Here is a 20,846-nt window from a genome sequence, read left to right on the forward strand (position 1 = left end):
CGCTAGCTTAATTAAATGGAGGAAATGAATGATGAAAACAGGGAAACAACGGTTTGTCATCCTGCTGCTGTCCGCCGGCCTTATGCTGAGCGGCTGTTCGGGAAAAAGCGCCCAGGAGCAGGTCGCAGGTGGACAGGCAGCCGAGGCGGCGCATGAGCACGGACATCAGACGCAGTTGTCCAACGGGGATATCCAGGAGGCGACGTCTTCGATCGATGAGCTGCCGACCTTTTTGAAGAGCCAGACCAGCGAGCTCCAAACGATTTATGCTTTGTCCGCGCAGGTGAGTGATGTCCTGAAATACATTCCTTGTTACTGCGGCTGCGGGGAAAGTGCCGGTCATGAGAGCAACCTGAACTGTTTTATCGATGAGATTCAGGAGGACGGCACGGTGGTGTGGGACGATCACGGCACCCGCTGCGGGGTGTGTTTGGACATTGCCGTGGAATCTGCCAAAATGAGCAGCGAGGGCATGAGCGTAACGGATATCCGGACCGCGATCGACGAGAAATACAGCACCGGCTATGCCAAGCCGACGCCAACCCCGATGCCGCCTGTGGAAAGTTAAATTGTTATCGGTCAAACAAGAAGGTACCCGATGGTGATCCAAGGATCGCCCGAGGTGCCTTTTTTTGTAGGGCACTATCCCCTTCGGGGTTAAGCGTAAGTGCAGCCCTATTCGATTTTAAAGACCGACCATCGTGACCTATATCACAGCATGAAACTATATATGGATGTAAATTAATGAAACAAAACTATATATAGTGTGTTAACGATAAGAAGAAGAGGAGTTGTTCCTATTCATGAAGGTCATGAAGAGAGACGGATGCCTGGTAAAATTTGAGACAAGCCGGATCGTGGAGGCGGTGGATAGAGCTTTTATGGCGGTGGAGGGTGTTTCCCGCAAGGATGCTTCCTTGCGGATTGGAGATGAGGTTGCCACTGCCACTGCGGGGATGGAACAAGTTAGCGTGGAGGAGATTCAAGATATCGTTGTGGAGCATTTGCAAAGCACGGGTTATCCCGAGGTAGCGGCTGCCTATCAACATTACAGGGAGGCCCGCGATCTGGAGCGGATGCGGCGGGGAGAGCTTTATAAGATCAGCAGGGATGTGATCGGGGTAACCGATTTGGACCTGCTGCGGGAGAACGCGAATCTGAACGGGGAATCCTTCAGCGGAAAAATGAGCCGGATCGGCTCCGAATACGCCAAATGGATGGCAAGCAAATTCATCCTGCCCACAGAGCTCTCGAGAGCGGTGAGGGATGGGTATGTATACGTTCATGACCTGGACCAGTATGCGCTGGGAACGACGAACTGCATCTTCATCCCGTTCGGCCGGTTGCTGGCCAAGGGCTTCAATACCGGTAACGGATCGGTCAGGCCGCCGCAGAGCATCATGACCGCCATGGCGCTGGTAGCCATCATCTTTCAATCCCAGCAGAACAGCCAATTCGGCGGCGTGTCCGGCAGCAAAATCGATTGGGATCTCGCGCCGTATGTCGGCAAATCGTTTCGTCGGCATTTTCGCAAAGGGCTGGCCTACTTCGGAGAAGCGGGGCTGGGAGAGGATCGGCCGTATGAACGAGCTCTTGAGGATCACGAAATATACATAGACAATGAGCAGCTGAAGGACACATATCCGCGAATATACCATTATGCCTATAATGAAACGGTGAATGAAGCAAAGCAGGCCGCGGAATCCTTGATCCATAATTTGAATACGATGAGCAGCCGGGCCGGCGGACAAATTCCTTTCACTTCGTTGAATTACGGCATGTGCACGTCAACCGAAGGAAGGCTGGTTTCCCACGCCCTGCTGGATGCCACAATGAAGGGGCTCGGCGGGGGAGAGACGCCGATATTTCCGCAGCATATTTTCCAGTGCAAGCAGGGGGTCAACCAGGCGGAAGGCGAGCCGAATTACGACCTGTTCCTGAAAGCCGTCGAGTGCTCCAGCCGCAGGCTCTACCCGAATTTCGTCAACGTGGACGCGTCGTTTAATCTCGTCTATTATAACCCGGGCGAGCCGGACACGATTATTGCCACCATGGGCTGCAGGACCCGCACGATTTCGGATCGCTTTGGGCGAAACCGCCTAAGCGGCAAGGGCAACCTGTCCTTTAATACGATCAATTTGGTCCGGCTCGGGATTGAACATGGCATCGTCCAAGGGAAGCGGGAAGTGACGGACCTGAACCGTTTCTATCAACAGCTGGATCATTATATGAGAATTGCGGTGGAGGGCTTGATTCACCGTTACGAGCTGCAGGCCGACCAACCGGCCAAAGCGTCCGATTTCATGATGAGGGAGGGCGTTTGGGAAGGCGGCGAGGCGCTGGCACCGGAGGATAAGGTGCGCGAGCTGCTCAAGCACGGCACCCTGGCGCTTGGATTTATCGGGCTGGCCGAATGCCTGAAGGCGTTGACAGGACGGCATCACGGCGAGGATGAGAACAGCCGCGGGCTGGGGATCGAAATCATCCGACATATGCGTCAATTCTGCGATGCGGCCAGTGAAAAATACGACCTGAACATTACGCTGTTTGCCACGCCGGCAGAAGGGTTATCCGGGAAATTCACGAAGCTCGACCGGCAGACCTTCGGGGTGATCGAGGGAGTGACTGACCGCGAATATTACACGAACTCTTTTCATATACCCGTGTACTATCCGATGGCCGCCTACCGCAAAATCCGTTCCGAAGCTCCTTTTCATGAGCTGTGCAACGCCGGAGCGATTTCGTATGTGGAGCTGGACGGCAACGCAAGGCAGAATACGGCTGCTTTCCGGGACATCGTGCAGTTTGCCCTGCAGCAGAACATCGGATATTTCTCCGTTAACCATCCCGTCGACCGGTGCCCGGCATGCAACTACGAAGGCATTATCGGAAGTGCGTGCCCTGGATGCGGCGCCTTGGAGGCGAATGGAAACTTCCAGCGGCTGCGGAGGGTAACGGGATATTTAACGGGCAATTATACGGAGCGCTTCAATTCGGCCAAGCAGGCCGAGGTTCGGGATCGGGTGAAGCATTTGTGAATGTGTGCGGATACATCCCCGAGAGCATCAATGAAGGCCCCGGACTTCGTGCGGTTCTATTCGTGAGCGGCTGCCGCCATGCCTGCGCCGGATGTTTTAATACGGATTCCTGGGACTTTGAAGCGGGGGAGCCCTTTACCGAAGAAATGTCAGCGGCGATACTGCAGGATATCCTGGACAATCCTTTGCTGGATGGCGTGACCTTATGCGGTGGAGACCCCTTCTTCTCCCCGGAAGAATGTGCGGCATTCGTACGCAGGCTCAGGACCCTCTGTCCCGCAAAAAACGTATGGGCCTACACAGGGTTCACCTTCGAAGCGCTGATGAGGCAGCCGAAGCTGCGCGAATTGGCCCTGCTGTGCGACGTCATCGTTGACGGCAAATTCGAGTTGGAGCGCAGGGATGTCTCGCTTCCTTTCAGGGGCAGCTCGAATCAGCGTTTCATCGATGTAGCCGCCAGCATGGAGCAGGGAATTGCCGTGGAGTATATTCTTCGCTAGCACGCAAAAAAAAGAGCACACGCTTTACGGAACATTCCGTATCAAGTGTGTGCTCTTCGCGTATCATTCAGCGGATTAATAAGGAACTTTATCCGCCGTTTCGATCGTTCCCCCGCCAAGGCATTCGTCCCCTTGATAGAAGACGACGGCTTGTCCCGGCGTGATCGCTTTTTGCGGCTTCGCAAACGCGACATGAACGGTTCCGTCTTCGCGCGGGGTTATGGTTACTTCCTGGTCCGGCTGACGGTAGCGGAATTTGGCGGTGCAGGTGTAGGCGTCTTTGGGCATAGCGTCTTGTCCTGCAATCCAATTTATTCCGGAGGCAACGAGTCCGGTCGAATATAAGCTCGGATGATCGCCTTGAACTACGTACAAAATATTGTTGGTCAAATCTTTGTCGGCTACGAACCAAGGCTCCCCGGAGCCGGATCCGCCGATCCCGAGGCCTTGGCGTTGCCCCAGCGTGTAGTACATCAAGCCGTCATGGCGGCCCTTTACTTCACCGGTGACAATGTCCACCATATCGCCGGATTGGGCGGGAAGGTATTGTCCAAGGAACTCCTTGAAATTCCGCTCGCCGATGAAGCAAACGCCGGTGCTGTCTTTTTTCTTGGCAGTATACAGCCCGGCCTCCTCAGCTAGTCGGCGGACTTCCGGTTTCGGCAGATGCCCGATCGGGAACATCGCCTTGGCAAGCTGCTCTTGGCTCAGCGCATTGAGGAAGTAGGTTTGGTCTTTGTTGCTGTCCACACCCCGCAGCAGCCGGTACTGTCCGTCCTCCTCGATGACGCGGGCGTAATGGCCGGTAGCGACGTAGTCGGCTCCCAAGTCCATGGCCTTGTTCAGAAATTCGCCGAATTTGATCTCGCGGTTGCACATGACATCGGGGTTCGGCGTTCTCCCGGCTTTATATTCATCGAGGAAATAGGAAAATACTTTATCGAAGTATTCCTTCTCGAAATTGACGGTATAGTAGGGAATGTCGAGCTGCTCGCACACGCGGCGCACGTCTTCAGCGTCCGCTTCGGCTGTGCAGTAGCCAAGCTCATCGGTATCATCCCAGTTTTTCATAAAGATGCCGATCACTTCATAGCCCTGCTGTTTGAGCAGGAGCGCTGTTACGGAGGAGTCGACTCCTCCCGACATGCCGACAACGATACGAGTGTTATGTTTTTCTTTTGACATCGTTATCACCATTTTCATATTGAATTGTGCCCATGGAGGTATTTTAACATATTGGAACAAGGTTCACACGCTTCATTTTGTCCACTCAGGGTGAACATTTTTCGAGTTTCCAGCTGGAATATTACCCATTGGGGTCCAGGATATGTTACGATAAGCTGAGGGTAATGATCGGAATACGGAGAAAAATACAGGATAAGCTGCTTTACTCATGGATTACGACGTATTTATCGCTCGCCCGCCACCTACAACTCATGTACAGGATGGACATAATATACAAATTACCGAAAGAGGTGTCACCTTTGAAGATATCAACAAAAGGAAGATACGGATTAACGATTATGATGGAGCTGGCCGCCAAGTTCGGCGAAGGGCCGACTTCGCTGAAGAGCATAGCCGAGAAGAACCAGCTGTCGGAACATTATCTTGAGCAGTTGATCGCGCCGCTGCGGAATGCGGGCTTGGTAAAGAGCATCCGCGGTGCATACGGCGGATACATCCTTTCCCGGGACCCGGCATCCATCACAGCAGGGGACGTCATCCGCGTGCTGGAAGGGCCGATCTCGCCCGTCGATTTTACGGAAGAGGACGATCCGGCGAAGCGTGACCTCTGGCTCCGGATCCGCGACAGCATCGCTGAAGTGCTGGATTCCACGACGCTGGACTACCTGATCAATTACCATGAACAGTCTGCTGCAGACAACTATATGTTTTATATTTAAGGGTGACGACGGAGATGAAATCAGTATACTTGGATCATGCCGCATCAACCCCGGTTCATCCGGAGGTCGCGGAGCGGATGATGAATGTCATGACGAGCCAATACGGCAATGCTTCGAGCGTCCATGCTTTTGGACGGGAAGCGAAGAAGATCGTGAACGGGGCGCGTGATCGAATAGCGTCTTTGTTAGGATGCCATTCGGACGAGCTGGTGTTTACCGCAGGCGGGACCGAGAGCGATAACCTGGCTGTTCTGGGACTGCTGGAGTCCTTGGGCGTGGAAGGCAGACATGTGATTACGTCAGCGGTGGAGCACCATGCGGTGCTCCACACTTGCCATGAGCTGGAACGGCGGGGCTGCCAGGTTACCTATGTCCCGGTGGACCCTACAGGGCGTGTTTCTGTAGAGGACATTGCGGGCGCGATTCAGGACAACACGGCGCTGGTGACCATCATGTACGGCAACAATGAAGTAGGCACCGTTCAGCCGATCGCCGAAATCGGCGAGTTATGCCGGAGCCGCGGAATCGTATTCCATACCGATGCCGTTCAGGCATTGGGCTCGGAGGCGATCAACTGCCGCGAGCTGCCGGTGGATATGTGGAGCTTCTCCGCCCACAAAATCAACGGGCCGCAGGGCGTAGGCGCTTTGGTCGTCCGCAGGGGACTCAGCGTATCTCCCCGTCTGTTCGGAGGGCTGCAGGAGAAAAAGCGCCGGGCCGGAACAGAGAATATGGCCGGAATCGCCGGTTTTGCGGCGGCAGTGGAATGGACCGTGCAGAATATGGAGACGCGGATCCAGCATTATCGCGAACTGAGATCGACCCTCCTTGACGGGCTTCGTCAGGAGATTGGCGAGAATTCTTTTGTGATCAATGGAAACCCGGAACATCACCTACCTCACATCCTGAATCTCAGCTTTCCCGGTGCCAATACGGAGACGATGCTGATGAACCTCGATATGGAAGGAATTGCGGCGGCAAGCGGCTCGGCTTGTACGTCGGGATCCCTGGAAATATCCCATGTACTCCGAGCAATGAAACTTTCTGACCCTGTTTTGCGCTCCGCGATTCGTTTTAGTTTCGGTTTGGGTAATACTACTCAAGAAATGGAGTACACTGCCCAAAAAATTGGAACCATCCTTAATCGGTTACGTAAATAGATGTTAAGGGATTTCTCCTTCTACGGATAGGGGGTATGCGTTCGTCCATTTCATCCTTGGAAATTGCCCGTCGGTCAGCTTTTTTTGGGAACCGCGGTTGATTTCAAACCATGAAGGATGAGGAGGTGTCCACGGTTATGAAACTTCAAGAAATGATCGGACTGGCTGTATTCGACGTGGAGAACGGTAAGGAAATCGGCAAAATCCACGATTTTATACTAGATGAGAACTGGTTGATTACCGGATTGGAGCTTGAAGGCAAGGCTTTGTTTTCCTCTCATGTGAAAAGCGTCTCATGGGAAGATATCGTAGCCTACGGGGAAGATGCCGTCATGATCCGGAGCCAAGAGGCTGTCCGCAAATTGGGCGCCAACGATATACCGCTTACGTACCTTTTGGGCAAACGCAAATTGAAAGAGATGCAGGTCCTGACAGAGGATGGTGTCCTGCTCGGTCGTATATCGGATGTTTATTTTGAGCAGGAACAGGGCAATACAATACTAGGGTTGGAAATATCCGATGGATTTGTCTCGGATTTGATCGAAGGTCGCAAATGGCTGCCTTGCACAGCTGAAATGGCTATCGGCGAGAGTGCCGTCATGGTACCCCCGATGAGCGAACAGCGTCTGGAAAAAGCCATTAATTCTGTGAACGGATAGGGTGAGGTAGGATGAAATGTCCAAACTGTAGTTCCAAAGATATCGGAAAAATCGGCTCCCACCAGTTTTATTGCTGGGGTTGCTTTATCGAATTGACGGTTAACGGAGAGAAAATGTCCGTATACCAGGTAGAAGAGGACGGCACGCTGAGCTCGCTGGATGATTTGTTCTTCGGCGATGACATGCAGCCGGATTTTCCTCAGATGCACGCGTCTTCCTGAAGAACGCGTACATAGCGTAAGATCAACGACTCCTTGCGTAAGGCCTGTGCGGCTGAATAGCAGGAGTCTTTTTCATTTTGGCCGGCGGAAATGTTAGTTTATTTCTGGAAGCTTGTACATATACTACAGGGTAGCTTTCGAAAAAAGGAGGGTGCCTGTGTGGAACAGCTGACCGAGAACAAATGGTTTCGGTTGTTGGTTTGGTTGATGCTTGGACTCATCTCCCTTTATTTTGTCTGGCTGCTGCGCCCGCTGTTTCTGGATGTCTATCGCTTTCTTAAGGCCGTACTGGCGCCATTTTTGGTTGCCATGATCATATCGTATGTGTTGAATCCGATTGTATGCACGCTCTCTGACCGCAAAGTTCCGCGGAGCATTGCGGTGCTGCTCATTTATGCCGTCTTCCTGACTTCGCTGGCCGTCATTCTGATCAATATGATTCCGATGCTGATCCGGCAGCTGGAGGAGCTCAACGAGCACTTGCCTGAATTATCGATGAACGCCCAAAGCCTGATGACCAATCTGGACAGCAGGCTGCTGCCCCCGGGAGTAAGGACAGGCGTCAACAGCTGGTTCCTGCAGATGGAGTCGAGGCTGGCCGGTGGAATTTCGGATTTCATGGACAATATCGGCAACACCATCAACATCCTGTTTAATGTGTTAATTGTTCCGTTCCTGATCTTCTACATATTAAAAGATTTTGAGGTGTTCCAGCGAACCGCCGTATCCTATCTGCCGCGGAGCCGCCGGAAGTCGATTGTCACGCTGCTGAAAGAGATCGACACGGCCCTCGGGAATTATGTCCGCGGACAATTTCTGGTATGCTTGATCATCGGCGTTCTCGCTTATGTGGGGTACATGATCGTGGGCATGCCGTACGCGCTGCTGCTGGCCAGCATCGTGGCGGTGTTTAACATCATCCCGTATCTAGGCCCCTTTCTCGGGGCGGCTCCTGCGCTTGTGATGGCATCCACGATTTCCTGGAGGATGGTGCTGCTGGTGGCGGTGGTCAATATGGTCTGCCAGACGCTGGAGAGCAATGTCATCTCGCCGCAAGTGGTCGGCAAGAAGCTGCATATGCATCCGCTTCTGATCATATTTGCGCTCCTTGTCGGCGGACAGGTGGCAGGAACCGTGGGTCTGATTCTGGCCGTACCGGTCTTTGCCGTCATCAAAGTGCTGCTGCAGCATGTTTTCGCTTATTATGTCAGGAAGAAATCCGGTTGACCCCTTCGGCCGATAACCAGGCATGTTCATGCATTGACAGATGGATTCCCCCTATATATACTTGAAATGATAAACCTATAACCGTTAAAATCGATGACAAAATCGAGTAGGCTTTGTGCACCTTGCCCAGAGAACAGGTTCCTGCCCGGAGAATTTCCGGCTGGCTGCGAGAACCTGGAAGCGTCCCTAGCCGAATGCTAATTTTCGAGTGTGATTCAAAATTCACCGGGCGGCTCCCGTTATCAAGCTGTTACGAGGCGATCGTCGTATTCGTTATCCAAGGAAGACATGCTGGAGGATGAATGGACGATAACCAGGGTGGTACCGCGAGAACATTCGTCCCTGAATTATATTCAGGGGCGTTTTTTGTGTTCGGATACAAATGATTGTATCCCTATATTACGACTGAAGGAAGTGTAGAGATGAAAGCTAGTGAGATCCGTTCCAAATGGCTAGAGTTTTTTGCAGAGAAAGGCCACAATATTGAGCCGAGTGCATCGCTTGTACCGCATAATGACCCGTCCCTGCTCTGGATTAATGCAGGCATGGCTCCGCTCAAGCCTTACTTCGACGGGCGCGTGAAGCCGGAAAATCCGAGAATTGCCAACTCGCAGAAATGCATTCGTACCAACGATATCGAGAATGTCGGCAAGACCCGCCGGCACCATACATTCTTCGAAATGCTGGGCAACTTCTCCATCGGCGACTATTTTAAAGAAGAAGTGATCACCTGGGCCTGGGAATTCCTGACGGACAAAAAGTGGATCGGCTTCGATCCGGAGAAGCTGTCCGTAACCGTGTATCCGGAGGACGAGGAGGCCTATAAACTGTGGAACGAGAAAATCGGTCTCCCGAAGGAGCGCATCATCAAGCTGCAGGATAACTTCTGGGATATCGGCGAAGGACCATGCGGACCTTGCACCGAGATTTTCTATGACCGCGGTAAAGGATACGACACGGAGGCACCCGAATCCGAAATGTTCCCCGGCGGCGAGAATGAACGCTGGCTTGAAGTTTGGAACCTCGTGTTCTCCCAGTTCAACCACAACAAGGACGGCAGCTATACACCGCTTCCGAACAAGAACATCGATACGGGCGCGGGTCTGGAGCGCTTTGCTTCCATTCTGCAAAACGTGGCTTCCAATTTCGATACCGACCTGTTCCAGCCGATCATTCAGAAGACGGCAGAACTTGCCGGCGTAAAATACAACGAGAAGACGGAATACGATATCGCTTTGAAAGTCATTGCAGACCACATCCGTACGGTTGCATTCGCGGTAGGCGATGGCGTGCTGCCTTCCAACGAAGGCCGCGGCTATGTCATCCGTCGTTTGCTCCGCCGCGCGGTTCGTTACGGAAAGGTGCTCGGACTGGACAAACCGTTCATGTATACTTTGACCGGAACCGTAGGCGATATTATGGGAGTATACTACCCAGAGGTCGTTGAGAAGCGCGCCTTTATCGAGAAGGTCATTGCGACGGAAGAGGAACAGTTCCATAAAACGCTCTCGGACGGCTTGAACATCCTGGCTGACGTCAGCGCCGAAGCGAAGAAGCAGGGCAAATCCGTCATCAGCGGCAGCGATGCGTTCAAATTGTATGATACGTACGGCTTCCCGTTTGATTTAACGGAGGATTATGCGTCCGAACACGGATTGACCGTGGACCGCGAGGGCTTTGATGCCGCGATGAAGGAACAGCGTGACCGTGCGCGCGCAGCCCGTCATGAAACGGAAAGCATGAAGGTCCAAGGCGGCGTTCTTTCCGATTATACGGTTAAAAGTGAATTTGTTGGATATAATGACACCGTCAGCGAGGCGAAAGTGCTCGCCATTGTGTCCGGTGACAGCTTTGCGGACAGCGTCAGTGAAGGCGAGACCTGTCAGGTCATTCTGGACGTTACCCCGTTCTATGCGGAAAGCGGCGGCCAGGTCAGCGATCAGGGGATTTTGGAAGGCGGATCCGTGCGTGCCCGGGTGGAAGGCCTCTTCAAGGCTCCGCATGGACAGCATGTGCATTTCGTAACCGTCGAGCTCGGCGAGCTCAAAGTGGGCGATACGGTCAAGGCGCAGGTCGACTCGGCCATGCGCAATGACATCGTCAAGAACCATACAGCGACTCACCTTTTGCATAAAGCGTTGAAGGAAGTGCTTGGCGATCATGTCAATCAGGCAGGTTCCCTTGTCGAACCGCAGCGTCTGCGCTTCGACTTCTCCCACTTCGGCAGCATTACGCAGGAGGAACTGGCCGATATTGAGCGCCGCGTGAATGAACAGGTATGGAAGAGCGTTCCGGTCGTTATCGAGCGCAAGGCCATTGATGAAGCGAAGGCGATGGGCGCCATGGCCTTGTTCGGCGAGAAATACGGCGATATCGTCCGTGTCGTTCAGGTCGGGGATTACAGCATCGAGCTGTGCGGCGGATGCCATGTGGACAACACGTCCCAGATCGGAATCTTCAAGCTGCTTGGCGAGAGCGGCATCGGCTCCGGCGTTCGCCGCATTGAAGCCGTAACGGGACGTTACGCTTATGAGCATCTGGAGGGCCAAATGGACCTGCTCAAGCAGGCTGCCGGCTTGCTGAAGAGCAATCTTGCGGACGTGCCGAAGCGGATCGAAGGCCTGAACCAACAGGTGAAGGATCTTGCCCGGGAGAACGAGTCCCTGCAAGGGAAGCTGGGAGCCATTGAAGCCAGCCAGCTGACCGACAAAGTGAAGCAGGTCGGCAACACGTCGCTGCTGGCAGCCGAAGTACAGGCCGGCAGCATGGACGGACTCCGCGGCATCGCTGACGAATTGAAGGGCAAGCTGCCCGAGACCATTCTTGTGCTCGGCTCCAAAGCAGGCGACAAGGTGAATTTCGTCGTAGCGGTTCCGCAGGAGCTGGTGAAGCAGGGCTATCATGCCGGCAAGCTGGTTAAGGAAGTCGCGTCGGTATGCGGCGGGGGCGGCGGAGGCCGTCCGGATATGGCCCAAGCCGGGGGCAAGGATGCTTCCAAGCTTGCCCAGGCGCTGCAGCATGCGGCGGACCTCGTAGCCCGGGGCGTGTAAACATGATTTGTCCGGATTGTGTACGGCAGGCGACCGTAAGCGGGAAGCGGCATTTGCTGTACACAATCCCGAATTTTTTGGAACACTCTCTAAATATTTCGCTTTGGATTTCCGTAGAGACTTAGGATTATGTTATGATATAACTAGATCAAGCTGGTAAATATTTATTCGACGAAGCATGGTAAACATGTTCTTTGAAGAAGCGAGGTGTGTCACACATGGACTCCATGGATAAGACAGTCAAGTTCAATGTAAAAGGTGATGAAAAGGAGGCTTCCGCCCAGGACATTCTACTTTCGGTATACGATTCGCTGGTAGAGAAGGAGTACAATCCGATTAACCAAATCGTAGGGTATCTTTTGTCCGGGGATCCCGCTTATATACCTCGGCACAATAATGCCAGAAGTTTGATCCGGAAAAAAGAGCGAGATGAATTGATTGAAGAACTGGTCCGGTTCTACTTAGCCAGTCACCGTTAGGAGCACACAGGGATGAAGAAGATCATGGGATTAGATTACGGGGACCGCAGAATCGGTGTTGCCATCAGCGACGCGTTCGGATGGACGGCCCAAGGGGTTGAAGTTATCGAACGCCGCCGCGACGAAGGCGAGCTGGACAGAATTGCCGCACTCGTCAAAGACAACGAGGTCGGCGAGATTGTGGTCGGCCTGCCTAAGAATATGAACGGCACGATTGGTCCGCGGGGCGAAATCTGCATGGAATTCGCAAACACGTTGCGAGAGTCCCTATCCTTACCCGTTCACCTTTGGGATGAACGGCTATCAACAGTATCCGCTGAAAGGACATTGCTTGAAGCCGATGTCAGCCGAAAGAAGCGAAAACAGGTTGTAGATAAAATGGCGGCAAGCTTGATTTTGCAAAACTACTTGGATTCTAAAAGGTAAAGGTGAGGGTGATTACAATGGCTAATGAGCATATTGGTATGGAAGAAGAACCGGAAATTATTTATATTCCCGACGATGAAGGCAACGAGGAAGAGTTCGAAGTCATCATGAAATTCGAAGTGGATGGCTCGGATGCCAAATATATGATGGTCGTACCAAGGGAGTCTGCAGAAGAAGAGACCGACGAGGTTTACGCCTTCCGTTATGAGGAAGACGGAGAAGACCTGAAACTGTTTATGATCGAAGACGATGAAGAATGGGCCATTGTTGAAGAAACCTTCAATACGCTCGTGGAAGAGCTGGACGGGAGAGACGAATGATGTCTGATTTTTCGGTTGAGAATATCGTATGGACCCAAGCCCTTAAGGAATCATTCGGTGAGAGTGTTGAGCTTGAGGACGATAAAGGCCATCTCGAGGTTTATGATATTGCCGCCGAATTTGAAGTGGATGGTCAAGGGTATGCCATTCTGGTTCAGCCGGACCGCACCGATGAGGAGTACGAGGTTCTCCGGATCGTGAAGAATGCGGATGGCGGATTGGAGCTGGCCACCATTGATGACGACGAGGAATGGGAGAATGTGTCCGAGCTCTACGATGAGCTGACGTTTCCCGAGGGAGACGAGGACTAAGCTCTCTCCTGCAGGAGCACATGCTTAATTTTCAAATGAAAGTTCAGGAAGGGGCGGAGCTGTCCGCCCCTTTTGGTGTGAAGGGATGAGTAGATTGAAGAAACTGGCAATAGCAGCACTGGTTCTGATCCTCATAGCAGGCGGGGCCGTATTCTACGTATGGAATGGTTTGCAACCCGTTCAGAGCTCGGAAACTCCCGTCGAATTCACCGTGGAGTCCGGCATGAGCACATCCTCTATCGCCGATCTGCTTGAGGAAAAGGGACTGATCAAAAATGCTCTCATACTTAAAGGTTATCTGAAGCTTAGCGGCGAAGGCAGCCGTCTCATGGCGGGCACCTATGAAGCAACGCCGGGCACTCCCTTCCAGGAGCTGTTATCCAAGATGAACAACGGCGAAGTGAAGCCTGAGGAAATGGTCCGTTTCACGATCCCCGAGGGATATACGATCCTTCAGATGGCGGAAACCATCGCTCGCGAGAGCGGCATCGACGAGAAGGAGTTCCTGGAGGTTGTGGACCAGCCATCCGGCTGGAATGTGCCCATAGCGGAAGAGATTCCCGCAGAAGCAAATCTGAGGCATCATCTGGAGGGCTACTTATTCCCGGCGACCTATGAACTGCCGAAGAAGGATCTAACGGCAAAAGGGATCGCAGAGACCATGCTGAAGGAAACCGAGAAGCGTTTGGCTGAAATTCCGGATTGGGAGAGCCAGCTGGAGGCGCGAGGCGTGACGTTCCATGAGCTCATGACCATCGCTTCGCTGGTGGAGCGGGAAGTGGTTGCGGACCAGGAGCGAGCCCTGGTAGCCGGCGTGATTTATAACCGGCTGGACGAGGATATGAGGCTTGAAATCGATGCGACCGTTCAATATCTGTTAGATAAGCCGAAGGAGCGGCTGCTTTACGCCGACCTGGAGGTCGAGAGCCCGTATAACACTTATCGTCAAAAGGGACTTCCGCCGGGGCCTATCTCGAGCCCGAGCCTGAAATCCATTCAGGCAGCCCTGAACCCGGAGAAATCCGATTATTTATTCTATGTGACGAAGAAGGACGGTACGCAGGAGCATCTCTTTGCCAAAACGTACAAAGAGCATTTAAAAAACATCGAGGCCAGCAAAAAGATGGCACAACAATAATATGACGTGTTCAGCAAGTCCGATTGCGGCAGGCAGGCGACGCCTCAATACTACGGCATGAAAGAGGCTTGTTGAACAACCTCTAATAGGGAGGAAATCATCATGAGTATCAAACCTGAATTATTGGCGGCAGCCGGCTCCGTGGCCGATGCTGCAGCTTACTTGGAAGCCGGAGCCGATGCGCTGCTTGTCGGCGAAGACCGCTTCGGCATGAGATTGCCCGGGAGTTTGACCCTGGACGAAATTGCGCAAGTCGTGCAGCTTGCTCACGGGCAAGGGAGCAAAGTGTACGTAAGCTTGAACAACTTAATGACCAATGATTTGCTGCCGGAGCTTCCCGCTTATGTTAAAGCGGTCGGAGACATCGGAGTGGATGCGGTGGAATTTAATGATCCCTCGGTGCTAACCACCGTAAAAGACTTGGCTCCGCAGGTAAAGCTCCACTGGAATGCGGAAATGACCGCCACCAACTATTCAACGGCCAATTACTGGGGAAGCAAGGGCGCCTCCCGGGTTATTCTGGCGCGTGAATTGAATATGGACGAAGTCACGGACATGAAGCCGCAGCTTCAGCTGGAAGCGCAGGTCCAGGTCCACGGCATGACCAACATCTATCACTCCAAGCGGCGCCTGGTGAACAGTTACATGCAGCAGCAGGGCAGACCGGTCAATGACGGCAGCCTGGGCAAAGAGCGAGGCCTGTTTCTCATCGAGGCCGAACGCCAGGACGAGAAGTATCCGATCTATGAGGATATCAATGGCACCCATATCATGAGTTCGGAGGATATCTGCATTCTGGAGGATCTGCATCTGCTGATGGCAGCAGGCGTGGACAGCTTTAAGGTGGAAACACTGCTGAAGCCGCGCCATTACAATGAGGTTGTAATTCGAACGTATCGTAAAGCGATCGATCTCTATGCTGCAGACGCTTCAGCTTATGCATTTCAGGAAGAGTGGATGGACGGAATCCGCGCGATTCAGGATCCGGAACGCGAATTGTCGTTTGGATTTTTCTACAAGGAACAAGTTTATTAAGGAGTGGACAGCATGGAAGCAATGGCACAGCCAAAATACAAAGGCAAACGCTATCGCCTGGACAAGCCGGAATTGCTCGCCCCGGCCGGTAATTTGGAAAAACTGAAATTTGCGGTGCATTATGGTGCCGATGCGGTATATATCGGAGGGCAGAAATACGGCCTTCGTTCGAATGCGGACAACTTCAGCTTCGAAGAAATGAAAGAAGGCGTGGAATTCGCCAAGAAATACGGCGCGAAGGTGTTTGTGGCCACCAACATTTATGCGCATAACGAGGACATCGAAGGCATCGAATCCTACCTGCGAAGCCTGGAAGAAGCAGGCATTGCAGCGATCATCGCTGCCGATCCGGCGATTATCGAGGTTGCCAAGCGCGCTGCGCCTAAACTTGAAGTACATCTGAGCACGCAGCAGTCCACGCTCAATTGGCAGGCCGTGAAATTCTGGAAGGACGAAGGATTGCCGCGGGTCGTACTGGGACGGGAGGCAAGCCTGGAGGAAATCGCAGCGATTAAAGAGCATGTTGACATTGAGATCGAAGCCTTTATCCATGGAGCAATGTGCTCCTCGTTCTCCGGTCGCTGCGTATTGTCCAACCATTTTACGGACCGTGATTCGAACCGGGGCGGATGCTGCCAATCCTGCCGTTGGAAATATGATTTGTTCGAGGATGGACGAGAAGAGCAGGGACATTGGGTGTCGGAAGAGCAGCAGCTGATGGAACAGCCTGCCCCTGCTCCATCCCCGTTCAAACCGGGCGTTACCCAGATCCCGCTGTTCCAGCCGGAAGATAATCAGTTTACGATGGGGTCGAAGGATCTCTGCATGTTGGAGCATATTCCGGATCTGATCGAGGTCGGAATCGACAGCTTCAAGATTGAGGGACGGATGAAATCGATCCATTACGTTGCGACCGTGGTCAATGTGTATAGACAGGCGATTGATTCTTACATGGCCGACCCTGACCATTATGTATTGAAGCCGGAATGGATCGAGGAAATTAATAAAGCGGCCAACCGACCGCTGAATACTGGATTTTTCTATGATACGCCGGACCATGAGGATCATATTTATGAACCGGAAGAGAAGGCGGTGCCTTATGATTTCGCCGGATTGGTGATGGAATATGACGAACACTCGGGAACGGCCGTCATCCAGCAGCGGAACCACTTTAAGCCGGGGGATCAAATCGAATTTTTCGGGCCGGAAGGGACCTTCTTTAAGCAGACGGTTGGGCCTATCCAGGATGAGAATGGAAGCGAACTGGATGCAGCTCGCCATCCCCTTCAGCTCATTCGCATGAAGGTGGATCAGCCGGTGCGTCATTTTGATATGATGCGAAAACGCAAAGGATAATAAAATATAGTTCTTAAGAACTACACAATTGAGAATCCGGGTCTGTGGATGGACCTTGGATTCTTTTTGTTTACAAAAAAATTAGGATTTAAGAATTATTTTTTTGCGAAAACCCAAAGGAAAACACCCCCAATTGTCGAAATAAAGAGTAACGAATACGTTTCAGGGGATTGGACCGACGTATTAATAATATGATTGTGGTAGGTGAACAGCTAATGTCAGAAGTTGAGCAGCATGATAAGAAACCGAAAAAGGACAAGAAGCCCGGGGGAAACAAAGAGAAAAAGAAAACGCCTTCGGCATCATCAGGGATACATACTGCCAAGTCGTTCGTTTCCAACATGGGAACGGCCATAAGCCGCATGCCGATGAACCCGGCAAAATCCGTCGGAATCCGGTTGTTCCTGATCTTTTTGTCAGCCATTGTATTTTTTGTGATCGTCCTGGGGTATCTGTCTTACAACAAGGCAAAGGACACGATTGAGAAGAATGCTGCAAACGGCAATCAGCAGACGATTATCCAAACCTCCGAGAAAATCGACATCATTCTGGATAAGTACGAGAATGCCGGCAGACAAATCTTCTATGACATTGAATTGCAGAAGTTGTTGTCCGAGTACACGGATAAGAAGTTAAGCGAGTACGATGCGTTTACGGTAGAGCGGACCATCCGCGATAAACTATCCAATCAGATTACGTCGGACTCGGCCATCAGAGCCATTTATTTGATCCCTTCCAAGGGAGAGAAGATCATATCCGCAGGACAATCCTCGGAATCCTCCAAAACCGTCCTTGAGCAAAGCTGGTATGCCGAACTGAAGGAAGGCGACAAGAAGATTATGTGGCTGCCAACGATGCAGAACAGCGGTGCTCCGTATTTCACGATTGCCCGCTCCTTGGGTTCCATGAACGACCTGACGTCTACGTATGTCGTCATGTTTGAACTGAACGCCTCGGTGCTGGATGCCCAGCTGAAGGGAATTAACCTTGGCGAGAACGGTCAACTGCAATTGATCAGTCCGGAAGGCATCGTTGTTTCCTCCAGCGATTCCTCCATCGTGGGTTCGGAAACCGCTTGGACGTTTGCGAAAGAGTTTCCGGCCGACACCAAAACGGATGACGTAAGAACGAAGGATGAGGAAGGAAGAAATGTACTGGCGGTTTACAATACGCTGAGCACGAACGATTGGAAGCTCGTAGGTTCTGTCCAAACCAGCGAGCTCACGAAGGATGCCTCCAGCATACTGGTCATCACGCTGATCGTGGCTGCGATCGACGTTATTTTTGCCATTCTGATCGGGATTTGGATGGTAAGGATGATTGCCCGTCCGATAGGCAAGCTGAACCTGCTGATGAAGGAAGGCGCTAAAGGGAATTTGAATGTTCGTACAGACCATAAGAGCCAGGACGAAATCGGTCAGCTCTCGGCCAGCTTCAACGATATGATGGAGCAGATTACCGGACTCGTGCAGCAAACGAGCAATACCGCCCAGGAAGTGCTTCGAACGGCTGCCGAATTAAGCGATGCCTCGAAGAAGACTGCGATTTCGGCCAAAGAAATTGCCGTGGCTACCGAGGAAATTGCGAACGGAGCCAGCAGTCTGGCAGTTGAAGCAGAGCGCGGCAGCGATCTGACCAACAACATCTCGAAGCAGATGCAAATCGTTGTTACGGCTAACGAAGAGATGGGCAAATCGGCCCGTCACGTAGAAAGCTCCAGTGAGCTGGGAACAAAGCATTTGAGCGACTTGCTGGATAAGACCCATCAGACCGAGGATATGACCCGCTCGATGATGCATAAGGTTGATGGCTTGAAGGAAACGACATCTTCGGTTGCCAAAGTGCTTGATGTGCTTCAGAACATCACCAAGCAAACGAACATCCTCTCCTTGAATGCAACGATCGAAGCGGCCCGTGCCGGAGCAGCCGGTAAAGGCTTCATGGTCGTGGCCGATGAAATCCGCCAATTGGCAGACCAATCCAGGCAATCCATCGATATGGTCAGCCAAATTACGGACCGCATCATGGCCGAGATGAACGAAACCGTGCAGGTACTGCTCGATGCGAACCCGCTCTTCAAGGGTCAGATGGATGCCGTTAAGGAAACGAACGATATCTTCGTATCCGTTCAACAGCAGATGGTAGAATTTATCGATCGCTTGGATTCCGTTACGCATTCGATTGATGAGCTGAATGAATCTCAAAATGTACTTTCGGAAGCGATGAGCAATGTGAGCGCGGTAGCCGAAGAATCCTCCGCAACTTCGGAAGAGGTGGCTTCTCTCTCCACAGAGCAGCAAAGCGTCAGCAGTCAGCTGGTTAATCTGTCAACACAGCTTGAGAATGTATCGAATGAGCTGAAAGAGACCTTGTCTCGTTTTAGATTATAGAAAGTTGTTTCATAGGCTGTTCCATCCGTTAAGCGGGTAGGAGCAGCCTTTTTTCTGTTACGGATAAAAATGGATTTCAGAGGGTATCATAACGGAGAATATGGTTGAAGGAGTCGAGGTCACATGAAGACGAAGCAGCCTGGCCAAACGCCTGAATTCCTGTCAACGCACCTAAAGGAAAACCTGGAAACATTAAGTCTGTTGCTCAATGACCCCAGCGACCTCACCACCAAAGTGCTTCAGGTTGGGGGCGTTTCATATACCTCAGCCATTGTCAGCTTGGAAGGATTATCCGATCAGTTGTTGATTAAGGAGCAGATTATCCAGCCGATTCAGCATAACCCGGAGCAATACGCGTCATCCATGAAGGATGTGCGGCATGTTCTCCATGAAATCGAGAATCGGATGATATCCCTGCAGATCACCAACCGAACGAGACGCTGGGATGAAGTCATTCCGGTCATTCTTTCGGGCGATACGATTCTTATGCTGGAGGGTACGGATGAGGTCCTGCTGATCAAAACCCGCAAATGGCCGGGACGGAGCATTGAGGAACCTCAAACCGAAGCGCTGGTGCGCGGCCCGAGAGTAGGATTTACGGAAAGCATCTACACCAACATCTCCCTGCTGCGAAGACATATTCGCGAGCCGAATCTGACGATCGACCCCCATACCATCGGCAGGCGATCGAACCAGTCGCTTGCGGTCGTCTATATTAAAGGATTGACGAATCCGGAGCTGATCGAAGAAGTCAACCGCCGGCTGAAGTCGCTGGATCTCGACTATGCCCCTGAATCCGGAACGGTGGAGCAATGGATCGAGGACAGCTTTTTATCGCCGTTTCCGCAGATCCTCAATACGGAGCGACCGGATAAGGCCACTTCCGCCCTGCTGCAGGGAAAAGTAGCGATTTTGCTGGACGGTACCCCTTTTGTGCTTCTGCTTCCGTTTACTTTCATTTCCCTGTTACATTCCCCGGAGGATTATTACGAACGATGGAGCATTGGCTCGCTGATACGTTTGCTGCGTCTTGTGGCCATCGGAATTACCTTGTTTCTTCCCGCGCTGTATATTGCCATCCTGTCTTTCCATCCCGGCATGATCCCGTTTAAGCTCGTATTCTCGATTGCTGCTTCACGGGAAGGGGTGCCCTTTCCTGCAGTGATCGAAGCCTTACTGATGGAAGTTACACTGGAATTGCTGCGCGAGGCGGGAATTCGGCTGCCGAAACCGATAGGTCAAACGATCGGTATTGTCGGAGGACTTGTAATCGGGGAGGCTGCGGTTCAGGCGGGGATCGTGAGCCCGATTATGGTCATCATCGTGGCACTGACAGCAATATCCTCCTTTGCCATTCCGTCTTACAGCGCAGGTATTTCTTTTCGAATGCTCCGCTTTGCGATCATGATTGCTGCAAGCTTTCTGGGACTGTATGGGATCGTGCTGACCTTTATCATGATCTGTATCCACTTGATGAGGCTGCATAGTTTCGGAATCCCTTATCTGAGTCCCATTGCCCCCTCTGTTCAGCACGATTGGAAGGATATGTTTATCCGCGTGCCGGTGACTTGGCTTACGCTCAGACCTTTATTTATGAAGCCCCAGGATATCCATCGGGCAAAAAAGCGGTGA

19 protein-coding genes are annotated in these 20,846 nt (G+C 52.2%); 18 read left to right on the forward strand and 1 reads right to left on the reverse strand.

Features of this window, described 5'->3' with window-relative positions; translation table 11 throughout:
- Nucleotides 1-28 precede the first annotated feature (28 nt).
- The 3 genes from MHI43_RS07980 to nrdG all read left to right on the forward strand — a co-directional run bounded on the left by MHI43_RS07980 (nt 29) and on the right by nrdG (nt 3,538).
- Nucleotides 29-568 (forward strand): PCYCGC domain-containing protein, encoded by a 540-nt coding sequence (locus MHI43_RS07980; protein WP_036666270.1) that lies wholly within the window; start codon nt 29-31, stop codon nt 566-568.
- A gap of 235 nt (nt 569-803) precedes the next feature.
- Nucleotides 804-3,038 (forward strand): anaerobic ribonucleoside triphosphate reductase, encoded by a 2,235-nt coding sequence (locus MHI43_RS07985; protein WP_081746372.1) that lies wholly within the window; start codon nt 804-806, stop codon nt 3,036-3,038.
- A complete protein-coding gene (gene nrdG, locus MHI43_RS07990; protein ID WP_036666269.1) occupies nt 3,035-3,538 on the forward strand; it encodes an anaerobic ribonucleoside-triphosphate reductase activating protein in 504 nt (167 codons plus the stop codon). The genes MHI43_RS07985 and nrdG overlap by 4 nt, the downstream gene beginning before the upstream one ends.
- Before the next feature lie 75 nt (nt 3,539-3,613).
- On the opposite strand, the gene mnmA is transcribed toward nrdG, so the two are convergent.
- Nucleotides 3,614-4,723: a tRNA 2-thiouridine(34) synthase MnmA gene (mnmA, locus tag MHI43_RS07995; protein ID WP_186326400.1), complete on the reverse strand. Its 1,110-nt coding sequence runs from the start codon at nt 4,721-4,723 to the stop codon at nt 3,614-3,616.
- Nucleotides 4,724-5,022: 299 nt separating this feature from the next.
- On the opposite strand from mnmA, the gene MHI43_RS08000 reads away from it, so the two are divergent.
- From MHI43_RS08000 to MHI43_RS08070, 15 genes are all read left to right on the forward strand, one after another.
- Complete coding sequence (locus MHI43_RS08000; RefSeq protein ID WP_015734056.1) at nt 5,023-5,442, forward strand: Rrf2 family transcriptional regulator; 420 nt, start codon at nt 5,023-5,025, stop codon at nt 5,440-5,442.
- Nucleotides 5,443-5,456: 14 nt separating this feature from the next.
- On the forward strand, nt 5,457-6,602 hold the full coding sequence (locus MHI43_RS08005) for a cysteine desulfurase family protein (RefSeq protein WP_036666267.1): 1,146 nt from the start codon (nt 5,457-5,459) through the stop codon (nt 6,600-6,602).
- Nucleotides 6,603-6,739: 137 nt separating this feature from the next.
- Nucleotides 6,740-7,261, forward strand: coding sequence for a PRC-barrel domain-containing protein (locus MHI43_RS08010; RefSeq protein ID WP_009592754.1), 522 nt, complete (start codon nt 6,740-6,742; stop codon nt 7,259-7,261).
- Nucleotides 7,262-7,272: 11 nt separating this feature from the next.
- Nucleotides 7,273-7,482 (forward strand): hypothetical protein, encoded by a 210-nt coding sequence (locus MHI43_RS08015; protein ID WP_015734058.1) that lies wholly within the window; start codon nt 7,273-7,275, stop codon nt 7,480-7,482.
- A gap of 159 nt (nt 7,483-7,641) precedes the next feature.
- Nucleotides 7,642-8,709, forward strand: coding sequence for an AI-2E family transporter (locus MHI43_RS08020; RefSeq protein ID WP_009592785.1), 1,068 nt, complete (start codon nt 7,642-7,644; stop codon nt 8,707-8,709).
- 422 nt (nt 8,710-9,131) lie between these two features.
- Nucleotides 9,132-11,759, forward strand: a complete 2,628-nt coding sequence (gene alaS, locus MHI43_RS08025) for an alanine--tRNA ligase (protein ID WP_036666265.1) — start codon at nt 9,132-9,134, stop codon at nt 11,757-11,759.
- 218 nt (nt 11,760-11,977) lie between these two features.
- On the forward strand, nt 11,978-12,238 hold the full coding sequence (locus MHI43_RS08030) for an IreB family regulatory phosphoprotein (RefSeq protein WP_006208869.1): 261 nt from the start codon (nt 11,978-11,980) through the stop codon (nt 12,236-12,238).
- A 12-nt stretch (nt 12,239-12,250) separates the two neighbouring features.
- Entirely contained in the window at nt 12,251-12,664 is a 414-nt protein-coding gene (gene ruvX, locus MHI43_RS08035) for a Holliday junction resolvase RuvX (RefSeq protein WP_015734060.1), read from the forward strand.
- Between the two features lie 17 nt (nt 12,665-12,681).
- Nucleotides 12,682-12,984: a DUF1292 domain-containing protein gene (locus MHI43_RS08040; protein ID WP_015734061.1), complete on the forward strand. Its 303-nt coding sequence runs from the start codon at nt 12,682-12,684 to the stop codon at nt 12,982-12,984.
- Complete coding sequence (locus tag MHI43_RS08045) at nt 12,984-13,295, forward strand: DUF1292 domain-containing protein (protein ID WP_200868637.1); 312 nt, start codon at nt 12,984-12,986, stop codon at nt 13,293-13,295. Before MHI43_RS08040 ends, MHI43_RS08045 begins: the two co-directional genes overlap by 1 nt.
- Before the next feature lie 94 nt (nt 13,296-13,389).
- Entirely contained in the window at nt 13,390-14,433 is a 1,044-nt protein-coding gene (mltG, locus tag MHI43_RS08050; protein WP_036666263.1) for an endolytic transglycosylase MltG, read from the forward strand.
- A 102-nt stretch (nt 14,434-14,535) separates the two neighbouring features.
- Nucleotides 14,536-15,468, forward strand: coding sequence for a peptidase U32 family protein (locus tag MHI43_RS08055; RefSeq protein ID WP_015734063.1), 933 nt, complete (start codon nt 14,536-14,538; stop codon nt 15,466-15,468).
- Nucleotides 15,469-15,480: 12 nt separating this feature from the next.
- Nucleotides 15,481-16,824 (forward strand): U32 family peptidase, encoded by a 1,344-nt coding sequence (locus tag MHI43_RS08060; protein ID WP_015734064.1) that lies wholly within the window; start codon nt 15,481-15,483, stop codon nt 16,822-16,824.
- 215 nt (nt 16,825-17,039) lie between these two features.
- Nucleotides 17,040-19,214: a methyl-accepting chemotaxis protein gene (locus MHI43_RS08065; RefSeq protein WP_009592774.1), complete on the forward strand. Its 2,175-nt coding sequence runs from the start codon at nt 17,040-17,042 to the stop codon at nt 19,212-19,214.
- A 123-nt stretch (nt 19,215-19,337) separates the two neighbouring features.
- Nucleotides 19,338-20,846: a spore germination protein gene (locus tag MHI43_RS08070; protein ID WP_036666262.1), complete on the forward strand. Its 1,509-nt coding sequence runs from the start codon at nt 19,338-19,340 to the stop codon at nt 20,844-20,846.

The sequence above is a fragment of the Paenibacillus sp. FSL H8-0457 genome (assembly GCF_038051935.1).
Lineage (GTDB): Bacteria > Bacillota > Bacilli > Paenibacillales > Paenibacillaceae > Paenibacillus_AQ > Paenibacillus_AQ lautus_A.

Coding starts and splice junctions, on each gene's coding strand:
- MHI43_RS07980 (WP_036666270.1), top strand. CDS start 29: ATGATGAAAACAGGGAAACAACGGTTTGTCATCCTGCTGCTGTCCGCC.
- MHI43_RS07985 (WP_081746372.1), top strand. CDS start 804: ATGAAGGTCATGAAGAGAGACGGATGCCTGGTAAAATTTGAGACAAGC.
- mnmA (WP_186326400.1), bottom strand. CDS start 4,723: ATGTCAAAAGAAAAACATAACACTCGTATCGTTGTCGGCATGTCGGGA.
- MHI43_RS08005 (WP_036666267.1), top strand. CDS start 5,457: ATGAAATCAGTATACTTGGATCATGCCGCATCAACCCCGGTTCATCCG.
- MHI43_RS08010 (WP_009592754.1), top strand. CDS start 6,740: ATGAAACTTCAAGAAATGATCGGACTGGCTGTATTCGACGTGGAGAAC.
- MHI43_RS08015 (WP_015734058.1), top strand. CDS start 7,273: ATGAAATGTCCAAACTGTAGTTCCAAAGATATCGGAAAAATCGGCTCC.
- alaS (WP_036666265.1), top strand. CDS start 9,132: ATGAAAGCTAGTGAGATCCGTTCCAAATGGCTAGAGTTTTTTGCAGAG.
- MHI43_RS08030 (WP_006208869.1), top strand. CDS start 11,978: ATGGACTCCATGGATAAGACAGTCAAGTTCAATGTAAAAGGTGATGAA.
- ruvX (WP_015734060.1), top strand. CDS start 12,251: ATGAAGAAGATCATGGGATTAGATTACGGGGACCGCAGAATCGGTGTT.
- MHI43_RS08040 (WP_015734061.1), top strand. CDS start 12,682: ATGGCTAATGAGCATATTGGTATGGAAGAAGAACCGGAAATTATTTAT.
- MHI43_RS08045 (WP_200868637.1), top strand. CDS start 12,984: ATGTCTGATTTTTCGGTTGAGAATATCGTATGGACCCAAGCCCTTAAG.
- MHI43_RS08055 (WP_015734063.1), top strand. CDS start 14,536: ATGAGTATCAAACCTGAATTATTGGCGGCAGCCGGCTCCGTGGCCGAT.
- MHI43_RS08060 (WP_015734064.1), top strand. CDS start 15,481: ATGGAAGCAATGGCACAGCCAAAATACAAAGGCAAACGCTATCGCCTG.
- MHI43_RS08065 (WP_009592774.1), top strand. CDS start 17,040: ATGTCAGAAGTTGAGCAGCATGATAAGAAACCGAAAAAGGACAAGAAG.
- MHI43_RS08070 (WP_036666262.1), top strand. CDS start 19,338: ATGAAGACGAAGCAGCCTGGCCAAACGCCTGAATTCCTGTCAACGCAC.